The sequence below is a fragment of the Streptomyces prasinopilosus genome, from assembly GCF_001419695.1.
GTDB lineage: Bacteria > Actinomycetota > Actinomycetes > Streptomycetales > Streptomycetaceae > Streptomyces > Streptomyces prasinopilosus.
Map to the genome: position 1 here is coordinate 1 of NZ_LIRG01000321.1, position 10,887 is coordinate 10,887.

The 10,887-nt window shown below is 74.8% G+C and carries 9 protein-coding genes and 1 pseudogene; 4 read left to right on the plus strand and 6 right to left on the minus strand.

Features of this window, described 5'->3' with window-relative positions:
• Positions 1 to 85: pseudogene (locus tag AOK18_RS34325) on the plus strand (SDR family oxidoreductase); the annotation flags it as partial.
• A gap of 42 nt (positions 86 to 127) precedes the next feature.
• Here AOK18_RS34325 and AOK18_RS14385 read toward each other — a convergent pair.
• Both AOK18_RS14385 and AOK18_RS14390 read right to left on the minus strand, forming a co-directional pair.
• Positions 128 to 1,816, minus strand: coding sequence for a DUF885 domain-containing protein (locus tag AOK18_RS14385; RefSeq protein WP_055694614.1), 1,689 nt, complete (start codon positions 1,814 to 1,816; stop codon positions 128 to 130).
• Positions 1,817 to 1,848: 32 nt separating this feature from the next.
• Complete coding sequence (locus AOK18_RS14390) at positions 1,849 to 2,340, minus strand: Lrp/AsnC family transcriptional regulator (RefSeq protein ID WP_055573471.1); 492 nt, start codon at positions 2,338 to 2,340, stop codon at positions 1,849 to 1,851.
• A 60-nt stretch (positions 2,341 to 2,400) separates the two neighbouring features.
• Between AOK18_RS14390 and AOK18_RS14395 the strand changes: the two genes are divergently transcribed.
• A complete protein-coding gene (locus AOK18_RS14395; protein WP_055573483.1) occupies positions 2,401 to 3,543 on the plus strand; it encodes a trans-sulfuration enzyme family protein in 1,143 nt (380 codons plus the stop codon).
• 97 nt (positions 3,544 to 3,640) lie between these two features.
• Here the strand turns inward: AOK18_RS14395 and AOK18_RS14400 are convergent, their stop codons facing one another.
• The 3 genes from AOK18_RS14400 to AOK18_RS14410 form a co-directional block, all read right to left on the minus strand.
• Positions 3,641 to 4,978 carry a GNAT family N-acetyltransferase gene (locus AOK18_RS14400; protein ID WP_055694615.1) on the minus strand — a complete coding sequence of 446 codons (1,338 nt, stop codon included), beginning with the start codon at positions 4,976 to 4,978 and terminating at the stop codon, positions 3,641 to 3,643.
• Between the two features lie 124 nt (positions 4,979 to 5,102).
• Positions 5,103 to 6,689 (minus strand): alkaline phosphatase D family protein, encoded by a 1,587-nt coding sequence (locus AOK18_RS14405; protein ID WP_055694616.1) that lies wholly within the window; start codon positions 6,687 to 6,689, stop codon positions 5,103 to 5,105.
• 159 nt (positions 6,690 to 6,848) lie between these two features.
• Entirely contained in the window at positions 6,849 to 7,679 is an 831-nt protein-coding gene (locus AOK18_RS14410; protein WP_055694617.1) for an alpha/beta fold hydrolase, read from the minus strand.
• Positions 7,680 to 7,907: 228 nt separating this feature from the next.
• On the opposite strand from AOK18_RS14410, the gene AOK18_RS14415 reads away from it, so the two are divergent.
• Positions 7,908 to 8,795 carry an RNA polymerase sigma-70 factor gene (locus AOK18_RS14415; protein WP_055573475.1) on the plus strand — a complete coding sequence of 296 codons (888 nt, stop codon included), beginning with the start codon at positions 7,908 to 7,910 and terminating at the stop codon, positions 8,793 to 8,795.
• Positions 8,796 to 8,966: 171 nt separating this feature from the next.
• Positions 8,967 to 9,728, plus strand: a complete 762-nt coding sequence (locus tag AOK18_RS14420; RefSeq protein WP_055573476.1) for a GntR family transcriptional regulator — start codon at positions 8,967 to 8,969, stop codon at positions 9,726 to 9,728.
• Between the two features lie 118 nt (positions 9,729 to 9,846).
• Here the strand turns inward: AOK18_RS14420 and AOK18_RS14425 are convergent.
• The coding region (locus tag AOK18_RS14425; RefSeq protein ID WP_055694618.1) for an ROK family protein at positions 9,847 to 10,887 on the minus strand (1,041 nt) is incomplete at its 5' end.

Sequence of the window (10,887 nt, forward strand, 5' to 3'; positions counted from 1 at the left end):
CCGCCTCATCGCGTGGCTGGCCACGGACGAGGCGGACCGGATCACCGGTCAGGTCATCGACTCCGAGGGGGGCTTCCGGCGCTGACGGCACCGGAGCCGCCCCGGTACGGGCCGCCGGCGGCCCGGCTCACAGCGCCGACAGCTCGTCCACCAGGTCGTCCAGGCCCAGCGAGCCCTGGGAGAGTGCCGCCATGTGCCACGCCTTGGGGTCGAAGGAGTCGCCGTGCCTCCTGCGGGCGTTCTCCCGGCCCAGCAGCCAGGCACGCTCACCGAGCTTGTAGCCGATGGCCTGGCCGGGGATCGTCAGGTAGCGGGTCATCTCGCTCTCCACGAAGTCCGCGGGACGGCTGCTGTGCGCCCCGAAGAACTCCTCGGCCAGCTCCGGCGTCCAGCGCTCGCCCGGGTGGAACGGCGAGTCCGCCGGGATCTCCAGCTCCAGGTGCATGCCGATGTCGACGATCACCCGGGCGGCCCGCATCATCTGCGCGTCCAGGTAGCCGAGCCGCTCCTCCGCGTCCGCGAGGAAGCCGAGCTCGTCCATCAGCCGCTCCGCGTACAGCGCCCAGCCCTCCGCGTTGGCGCTGACCATGCCGACGGAGGCCTGGTAGCGGGACAGGTCCCCGGCGACGTGCGCCCACTGCGCCAGCTGGAGGTGGTGGCCGGGAACGCCCTCGTGGTACCAGGTCGACACCAGGTCGTAGACGGGGAAGCGGGTCAGTCCCATGGTCGGCAGCCAGGTGCGGCCGGGCCGGGAGAAGTCCTCCGACGGGGCCGTGTAGTACGGCGCCGCCGCGCTGCCCGGCGGGGCGATCCGCGACTCCACCTTCCGCACCCGCTCGGCGAGTTCGAAGTGGGTGCCGTCGAGCGCGTCGATCGCCTTGTCCATCAGGCCCTGCAGCCAGTCGCGGACCTCGTCGACGCCCTCGATGTGCCGGCCGTGCTCGTCGAGGTGCGCCAGCGCCACCCACGGCGTGCCGGCACCCGGCAGGACCTTCTCGGCCTCCTTGCGCATCTCGGCCAGCAGCCGGTGGTACTCGGCCCAGCCGTAGGCGTACGCCTCGTCGAGGTCGAGGTCGGTGCCGTTGTAGTAGCGGGACCAGCGGGCGTAGCGCTCCCGGCCCACGGTGTCGGGGGCGCCCTCGACCGCCGGCGCGTACACGTCGCGCATCCAGTCCCGCAGCTCCACCACGGCCGCGGTCGCCGAGCGCGCCGCCCCGTCCAGCTCCGCGCGCAGCGCGTCCGGACCCGGCGCGGCGAAATCCTCGAACCAGCCCCGGCCCCCGCCGGTGTCCGCCCACTCGCCGAGCTGCCCGACGAAGGCGGCGGTCGGCCGCGGCGCCGCGTACAGCTTGCGCTCCAGGCCGAGCGCGAGGGACTCCCGGTAGCCCGCCAGCGCGGCCGGTACCGCGCGCAGCCGCTCGGCGACCGCGGCCCAGTCCTCCTCGGTGCTCGTCGGCGTCACGGTGAACACCTCGCGCACCGAGTGGGCGGCGGTGCCCATGTTGCCGACCGAGCGCAGCCCTTCGTCGGCCTCGTGCACGGCGAGCTCCGCGGTGAGCCGCTCCCGCAGCAGCCGGGCGCAGCGGCGCTCGATGCCGCTGTCCGCGCCGGGCCGGGCCTCGGCCTCGTCGAGCCGGGCGAGCGTGGCCCGCCGGAGCTCCGCGAGCGCCTCCTGACCCGCGGGGGAGAGGTCGGGCAGGCGGTGGTGACTCTCCCGCACGCCGAGGTACGTACCGGTGACCGGGTCGAGGGCGATGAGGTCGTCGACGTAGGCGTCGGCGACCTCGCGGGGCAGCGGGCTGTGGGTCTCAGACATGGCGACCATCCTGGTACGCGGCGCGCCGGACGTCACCCGGATTGAGCCGAGGGCGAAGAGGGCAGCAGCGGGCCGCAGTCCCACCGCTGGAAGATCAGCCGCGTCTCCACGCGCGCCACCTCCCGCCGCGACGTGAACCCGTCCAGCACCAGCCGCTGCAGATCCGCCATGTCCGCGACCGCGACATGGACCAGATAGTCGTCCGGTCCGGTCAGGTGGAAGACGGACAGCGACTCCGGCAGTGCCCGGATCCGTTCCACGAAGGGTCCCACCAGCTCCCGCCGGTGCGGTCTGACCTGTACCGACAGCAGCGCCTGGAGCCCTCGTCCCAGCTTGGCCGGATCCAGCTCCAGCCGGTGTCCGAGGATGACGCCGGAGCGCCGCAGCCGGGTCACCCGGTCCAGACAGGTCGAGGGGGCCACTCCCACCTGCGCGGCGAGGTCCCGGTACGTCGTCCGGGCGTCGTTCTGCAACAGCCTCAGCAGATGAAGGTCCACCGGATCCAGTACGACGGAATCAGCCACCGGCCGAACGTAACACGGAGACCGGCCCCCGGGACCCGGCCGGTGTTCACCCTTCGGGGCATGGACGTACGCATGGGCACGCGCAGCACCACGAGAGCACTCGACACCGAGGCCGTGCACGCCGGCCGGGACGACCTGGCCCGGCAGGGACTGCACGCCCCGCCGATCGACCTGTCCACCACCTACCCCGCCTTCGACAGCCGCGGCGAGGCCGCCCGCATCGACGCCTTCGCCGCCACCGGCGCGCAGCCGGACGGCCCGCCCGTCTACGGGCGGCTCGGCAACCCGACCACCGCCCGCTTCGAGACCGCCCTGGCCCGCCTGGAGGGCACGGAGACCGCCGTCGCCTTCGCCAGCGGCATGGCCGCGCTCAGCGCCGTCCTGCTGGCGCGCGGCTCCATGGGCCTGCGCCACGTCGTCGCCGTGCGCCCCCTGTACGGGTGCAGCGACCACCTGCTGACCGCCGGGCTGCTCGGCTCCGAGGTGACGTGGACCGACCCGGCCGGGGTCGCCGACGCGCTGCGCCCGGACACCGGTCTGGTCCTGGTGGAGTCACCGGCCAATCCGACCCTCGCCGAGGTCGACCTGCGGGCACTCGCCCATGCCTGCGGCTCCGTGCCGCTGCTCGTCGACAACACCTTCGCCACCCCCGTCCTGCAGCGGCCGGCCGAGCACGGGGCGCGGCTGGTGCTGCACAGCGCCACCAAGTACCTCGGCGGGCACGGGGACGTCCTGGCCGGAGTGGTGGCCTGCGACGAGGAGTTCGCGGGGCGGCTGCGGCAGATCCGGTTCGCCACCGGCGGCGTCCTGCATCCGCTGGCCGGCTACCTGCTGCTGCGGGGACTGTCGACGCTGCCGGTGCGGGTCCGGGCGGCCTCGGCGAGTGCCGCCGAACTCGCCCGCAGGCTCACCGCCGACCCGCGGGTGGCCCGGGTGCACTACCCGCGCGTCGGCGGGGCGATGGTCTCCTTCGAGGTGCACGGGGACCCGCACGAGGTGATCGCCGGGGTGCGGCTGATCACCCCGGCGGTGAGCCTCGGCAGCGTGGACTCCCTCATCCAGCACCCGGCGTCCATCAGCCACCGCATCGTCGACGCCGGCGACCGCAGGGCCGCGGGGGTCGACGACCGGCTGCTGCGGCTCTCCGTCGGCCTGGAGGACGTCGAGGACCTGTGGGCCGATCTGGACGGGGCGCTGGGCTGACCGGACGGGGCGGCCGGGCCGCCCCGCCGTCGCTCCGCGCTGCCACGGGCCACGGCCGTCGTTCCGCGGTGCCACGGCCGGCGGCCGTGGCCCGCGATCACCGGCCGTCGGCCGGTGCCTGCGGCCGACGGCCGGCCCGGGAGCCGCCGTGCTCCCGCTCCCCGTGCTCGTCCCGCACGCGGCGGGCCGGCCGCTGGTCCAGGCGGGCAGTGATGACCAGGGTGCCCTCCTCGATCTGGTAGTCGAGGGGGAGTTCCAGGCCGCGCATCGCGGCGACCATGCCGGTGTTGGACGCCTGCGTCACGGCGTAGACGTGGGCGCAGCCCGCCTCGCCGGCCATCGCCACCAGCCGGGCGAGGAGCTCGCCGCCGATGCCCCGGCGCTGCCAGGCGTCCTCGACGAGCAGGGCCACCTCGGTCTCGTCGCCGTCCCACAGCAGATGGCCGAGGCCGACGAGGCGTCCCGACGCCGTGCGCACGGCGAGCGTGCGGCCGAAGCGCGGACCGAGCAGGTGGTTCAGGTAGCGGTCCACGTCGCCGACCGGCCCGTGGTAGCGCAGGCGCAGGGTCTCGGGCGAGCACCGCTCGTGCATCGCCCGCGCCGCCTCCAGGTCGCCGGTGTCCGCCCGGCGCACCGTGATGTCGCTGCCCTCGGACAGCGTGAGGACGTCCTGGCCGCGGGGGACCCGGGGGCCGAGCCGGGTGTCCAGCTCCACCAGGGCCCGGGCCCGGGCGAACTCGGTGGGTGTGAACGGCAGATACGGCCGCTCCACGGTGATCACACCGCCCTCGGGGGCCCGCAGCCGCATCACGGTGTCCTCCAGGGTCCCCTCGGCCGGCACGCCGTCCGGCGCCCGCCGGCCGGCACCCGCTGCCGCGGGCAGGGAGCGGATCGTGCATCGTCCCAGCAACTGCCTCAGTGCCAGGGGGAGTTCCGCGGCATCCAGTGCCGTGCGCGTGGCGAGGCCCAGCATCCGGGTCGGCGCGTCCACCAGGTCGTGGGCGTCGGCCCGCTCGATCCAGATGCCGGTGCCACCGGCGCCCGACACCGCCGCGGTGAGCCCGGCGCCGGTCAGGCCGGCGGGGGCGCGCAGCAGGAACTCGTCGACCGTGGCCGTGCCCAGCGGATGCGTCTGCAGGCTCAGGATGTCGACGTCCTCCCCGGCCAGTGCCGTGCACAGTGCGGCCAGCGCGCCCGGTGCGTCCCGCACCGTCGTCCGCATCCGCCACAGGGTGCTCTCCGCCGGCCCGCCGTGCACGACCCCGGCGGCCGGGGGCGGGCCGCCGGTACCGGACGCCGGGGGCGCGTGGCCGTGGCGGCGTGCCCACCAGCTGTGGAACGCCGCCGTCAGCCGCGCGGTCGGTCCTCCCCGCGTCCGCCCCTGCGCGGGAGGGCTCCGGAAGTCGTGCGTCGTGTCCGGCATGTCTCGGCTCATACGGCCACTGTGAAGGAAGTGTGTTTCGTGATCACTAACGTGCCGTGGCTGACGAGTAAAGAGTTCTTATGGTATCTATGATCCTTTTGTCGGTTTACCGTTCAACGGGTGGTGCGCCGACCGGCTACTGGCCGACCAGACCCGGCTGCAGCCGCTTCGTGTACAGCACGGTGCCGTCCTGCTCCCGCAGCCGTACGGTCAGCTCGCCGCTGCCGCCGTCGATGTCGACCTCGCCGAAGAACTGGTACCCGCCGGCGGGCGAGACGTTCGCCGCGTCCGGCGCCTTCACGAACACCCGCTCCGGGCCGAAGGTGCTGTCGAGCGCGCTCGCCGGGAAGGCGCCCGCGTTGAGCGGCCCGGAGACGAACTCCCAGAACGGCTCGAAGTCGTCGAACGCGGCCCGCGCGGGCTGGTAGTGCTGGGCCGAGGTGTGGTGCACGTCGGCCGTCAGCCACACCGTGCCGGTGATCCGCCGGTGCTTGACGAACCGCAGCAGCTCCGCGATCTGCAGCTCGCGTCCCAGCGGCGCGCCCGGGTCGCCCTGGGCCACCGCCTCGACGTGCCGGGCGCCCTCGCCGGTGTCGGGCACGACCAGGCCGAGCGGCATGTCCGCGGCGATCACCTTCCACACCGCCCGTGAGCGCGCCAGTTCCCGCTTGAGCCACTCCACCTGCTCGCGCCCGAGGATCCCCTGCGGGTCCACGGTCTGGTCCCCGGAGGAGTTGGCGTTGCGGTACGTGCGCATGTCCAGGACGAACACGTCCAGCAACGGGCCCTGCCGCAGCACCCGGTGCACCCGGCCCTCGCGAGCGCCCGGCCGCGGCGCGGACATCGGGAAGTACTCGCCGAACGCGCGCCGCGCCCGTGCCGCCAGCACGTCGACGCTCTTCTCCGTGTACCGGCCGTCGGTGTCCGCGATCCGCTGGCCCGGGTACCAGTTGTTGCGCACCTCGTGGTCGTCCCACTGCACGATCGACGGCACCTGGGCGTTGAACCGGCGGAAGTGCTCGTCGAGCAGGTTGTACCGGAAGTTGCCGCGGAACTCGGCCAGGGTCTCGGCGACCTTGGACTTCTCCTCCGTGGTGATGTTCCGCCAGACACCCCCGTCCGGCAGCGCGGCGGTCGCCGGGACCGGCCCGTCGGCGTAGACGGTGTCGCCGCTGAACAGGAAGAAGTCGGGATCGGTCCGGGCCATCGCCTCGAAGATCCGGTAGCCGCCGAACCCGGGGTCGATGCCCCAGCCCTGCCCCGCCAGGTCGCCCGACCACACGAACCGCACGCCCTCGCGCCGCCGTGCGGACACCGTCCGGAACGTACCGGTGACCGGTTCCCCCGAGCGGCGCGGGTCGTCCGGGTCGGCGAGCCGCACCCGGTAGTGGATCTGCTCGCCCTCCGGCAGTCCGCGCAGCCGGGTGGTGCCCGTGAAGTCCGTGCCGGGGCCGAGCAGCGGCCCCGGCCAACGCCGCGGATCGCGGAACGACTCGGTCGCCGACGTCTCGACGATCATCCGGGCCGGACGGTCGGAGCGCACCCACACCAGCCCGGAGTCGTGCGTCACGTCGCCCGCCTGCACACCCCACCTCGCCTCCGGGCGCCCGGACCGGGCGAAGGCGGGCGCCGGTCCGGCGGCGGTGGGCAGGGCCAGGGCCGCCGAGGCCGCGAGCGAGCCGCGCAGGACGGCGCGGCGGCCGGGGAGCGAACGGGGTGACATGAAGGCGCCTCCAGGGGGCGGGAGATCCGGCCGGTGTGCGCCGCCACATGTACTCGGACGGCACGGCCCGCGCGCGAACCCCAAGTGAACAACTCGCCGCGGACCCCCGTGGACCGGCGCGCCGCATCGCGCCCCGACGCGCCGACCGGTGCGGTCCGTTCAGCGGCTTCCGTCGAGGAGGACGCGGGCGACCAGGGCGGGATCGTCGTTCATCGGGACGTGACCGCAACCGGGCAGCCGGATCAGCCGCGCCCCGGGGATCGTCCGCTTGGCACGGACTCCCTGGCGGGGGAGGAGCAGCCGGTCGCGGGCGCCCCAGGCGATCGTGACCGGGATGCCGGGCACGTCGTCGGTGAACCGCACGGCGGTGCCCGCCCGGAGCGTCCCGGCGAAGCCGGGGGCGCCGGCGAGCGCGAGCGTCTCGGCGACCACCGCCTCGGGCGAACGGCGGCCGGGCCGGGCGTAGATGGTGCTGGTCAGCGCCGCGCGCCCGGCCGCCGAACGGGCGAGCCGCTCGACCAGGGGCGGCGGCATGCGCTCCGCGAGCCGCCGCATCGCGAGCAGTACGCCGAAGGCGTACCGCCGCTCCGCCGGAGACCAGAACCCGGCCGGCGACAGCGCGGTGACGGACCGTACGAGCTTCTCGCGGCCGAGCTCCAGGGCCAGCAGGCCGCCGAGCGAGTTGCCCGCGACGTGGGGCCGGTCGAGCCCCAGTTCCGCGCACAGGGCGGCGAGGGCGGCGTTCATGGTGGGCAGGTCGTGGAGGAGGCCGTCGGGCAGCGCCGGGGAGGCGCCGAAGCCGGGCAGGTCCACGGCGATCACCTCGCGCTCGGTGGCGAGGATGTCCACGACCGGGTCCCAGGCCTGGCGGTGGTGACCGATGCCGTGCAGCAGGAGCAGCGGTTCGCCGCGGCCCGCGCGCGCGTAGGACAGGCTCACGGTCTGCGGGCCGTGCGAAGAGGTGACCTCGAAGGAGACGGTCGCGGACATGGGGTGCTCCTCGTCTGGGACTCGGGGTGTCCGGGCGGTGGTGCCGGAGGGCACGCGGTGTCCGGACGCCCGGCGGGACACCGGCGCCGCCCGACGCCGTAGACAGCTTGTCAGCAATCGCTACCGACGGGTAGCCCCCGTGGGGGCGGGTCCCGGCCCCGGCGCCCCCGTTCCGCGACGCGCCGGATCCGCCTGGACACGCCCGAACGGGTCGGCTGGGATGGAGGGGTGAGCACCGACACCGCGACCGACGCCTTCGAGGAACACCGCCCCGTTCTCCTGGGAGTGGCCTACCGCATGCTCGGCCGGGTGGCCGACGCCGAGGACGTGGTCCAGGAGGCGTGGCTGCGCTGGGCGGGCGGCGACCGGTCCGACGTCCGCGAGCCGCGCGCCTACCTGGTGCGCGTCACCACCCGCCTCGCCATCGACCGGCTGCGCCAGATCAAGGCGCGGGGCGAGACGTACGTCGGCCCGTGGCTGCCTGAGCCCTACCTCACCGACTTCGGCGACACCGCCCCGGACACCGCCGAACGGGCGGTGCTCACCGACTCGGTCTCGCTCGCCGTCCTGGTCGTCATGGAGACGCTGTCCCCGCTGGAGCGCGCGGTGTTCGTCCTGCGGGAGGCGTTCGGCTACCCCTACTCCGGCATCGCCGCCCTGCTCGACCGCGGTGAGCCGGCGGTCCGTCAGCTCGCCGCGCGGGCCCGCAAGCACGTCGAGGAGCGCCGCCCGCGCTACGACGTCGATCCCGCCCGGCGCCGCGAGCTGACCGAACGGTTCCTGGCGGCGGCGGCCGGCGGCGACCTGGAGGCGCTCATGGAACTGCTCGCCCCCGACGTACGGCTCGTCGGCGACAGCGGCGGCAAGTCGCGCGCCCCGCTGCGCGTCCTGGAGAGCGCCGACAAGGTGGGCCGCTTCCTCGCCGGCATCGCCCGCAAGGGGGTCCCCGGCTTCTCGGCCCGCATCCTGGAGCTCAACGGCGGTCCCGCGGCACTGGTCCTCACCGACGGCAGGCCCGACGCCGTCTTCCAGCTGGACGTCCTCGACGGACGCGTCCGGACGGTCTACATCATCCGCAACCCCGACAAGTTGCGCTCGCTGGAAGCCGCCCGGTAGGGACGGGCCGCCCGCCCCCGGGCCCCGCGCCGTCCGGCGCGGGGCCCACCGACATGTCCGATTGGTCTTGACCAAGGGGGAGGGCCGTTTTATGGTCGCAGACAAGTGAAACAACCTTTAATAAACAAGGGCGTCAAAACGTCACCGGACCCGGCGATCGCGGAGGACAGGGTGGGGACCACGCAATTGGAGACGGTGCCGGAACCGAAGTACTGGCATCTCAGGACCGTGCTCAGCGAGGCCCTGGACTCGGAGTTCTCGGTGGGCGAGATCCTGCCCAACGAGCGCGACCTGGCCGCCCGCTTCGGTGTCGCCCGCGCCACGCTCCGCCAGGCGCTGGAGCAGCTGGAGCTCGAAGGCAGGCTGCAGCGGCGCCGCGGCGTCGGCACCACGGTGGCCCCGCCGCGCATGGGCGTGTCCGTGGGCACGGCGCAGCACACCTGGCCCGGCGGACCCGACGACGCCTGGCAGGCCGTGGACTGCGCGTGCGAAGTGCCGCCCGCCGCCGTGGCCGGGACCCTGGGGACCGGCCGGGAGGAGGCCGTGCACACCGTGCGGCGCTCCCGGGTCTCGCAGGGCCAGCCCGTCGCCGCCGAGCTGCTCTACGTCCCCGCCTCCTCGGTGCCCGACCTCTCCGCCATCGACGCCCCCTCGGGCGCGGCCCGCGCCCGGGCGGTGCTGCGCGAACTGCAGCACCTGGAGCTGGAGCGGCACGAGAACGCGGTGGAGCTCGGCTCGGCCCGCGCGGACGACGCCAGGGAACTGGACCGCCTGCCGGGCGCGCCCGTCCTCGTCGTCACCACCTCCTACATCGCCCGGGGCCGCGTCGCCGCGCTGTCCGTCGCCACCTACCGTGCGGACACCTGCCGGCTGACCTTCGGCGACTCCGGAGGCGTGGAGATCCACCACGGTCCCGAGCGCCGGGCCTCCTGAACACCGGGCGCTCAGGACCCCTCGTCCGGATCGGGCCGGGCGGAGCGGCGGCGGGCACGCCGGCCGCCGCCGGTCCGGGCACGCGAGGACGAGGCGTGCCGTGCGGGCGGCGCTCCGCCTACCGGCGGGCCGTCACCGCGCCCTCCACCGCGAAGAGCTGCTCCTCCACATGGTCCAGGGCGAGCCGCACCGCGCCCGTCGCCACCGCCGCCTCTCCGAGGAGGGACAGGGCGACCTCCGGCGGGCGCAGACAGTAGCGGGCCAGTTCGCGCCGCAACGGCTCCAGCACGCCGTCCAGCCCGGCCGCCCAGCCGCCGATCACGACGAGTTCCGGATCCAGGGCCAGCACCAGCGCCGCCACGTCGTGGACCAGCCGCCGGATGAAGCGGTCCACGGCCGCGAGGGCCCGTGGGTCGCCCCCGCGGGCCCGGGCGAACACCTCGGCCACCGCCTGCTCGTCGAGCGGGTGCAGCGGCTCGTCCGTGGTCGACAGCAGCCTCTCGGGAGTCGCCTCGCGCCCCAGCAGATGCAGCGCGCCGATCTCGCCGGCCGCCCCGCCGTACCCCCGGTGCAGCCGCCCCCCGATCAGTGAACCCGCACCGGGACTCAGCCCGGCCAGCACGAACACCACGTCGTCCGTCCCGGTGGCGACACCCTTCCAGTGCTCCGCCACCACCGCCGCGTTGGCGTCGTTCTCGACCAGCACCGGGCACGTGAAGGACCGGCTCAGCCGCTCACCCAGGCCCAGCCCCGTCCACCCGGGAAGCGCCGTGCCCAGCCGTACGGTGCCGCCCGCCTCGACGATCCCGGGCGTTCCCACGCCCACGGCCCGCAGGGAATCGCGCGGCACCCCGGCCCGGCGCAGCAGCTCGGCGACGGCGGCGTGCAGCGCTCCCAGCCGCTCGTCGGCCCCGGCCGTCTCCCCGACGTCCTGGGCCTGGGCGCCGATCACCCGGCCGTCCAGGTCGGCCAGCAGCGCCGCCACCCGGTGCGGCCCGATCTCCAGGCCCAGCAGATGCCCGGCCTCCGCCCGGAAGCGGAACCTCCGGGCCGGCCGCCCCTGGCGCCGTGCCGCGCCCTCCTCGGCCGCCTTCTCCACGACGAGGCCCGCCTCGATCAGGCCCTCCACGACACCCTCGACGGTGGGCCGGGACAGTCC

Coding starts and splice junctions, on each gene's coding strand:
- AOK18_RS14385 (WP_055694614.1), bottom strand. CDS start 1,816: ATGTCTGAGACCCACAGCCCGCTGCCCCGCGAGGTCGCCGACGCCTAC.
- AOK18_RS14410 (WP_055694617.1), bottom strand. CDS start 7,679: ATGTCCGCGACCGTCTCCTTCGAGGTCACCTCTTCGCACGGCCCGCAG.
- AOK18_RS14395 (WP_055573483.1), top strand. CDS start 2,401: ATGGACGTACGCATGGGCACGCGCAGCACCACGAGAGCACTCGACACC.
- AOK18_RS14400 (WP_055694615.1), bottom strand. CDS start 4,978: ATGAGCCGAGACATGCCGGACACGACGCACGACTTCCGGAGCCCTCCC.
- AOK18_RS14405 (WP_055694616.1), bottom strand. CDS start 6,689: ATGTCACCCCGTTCGCTCCCCGGCCGCCGCGCCGTCCTGCGCGGCTCG.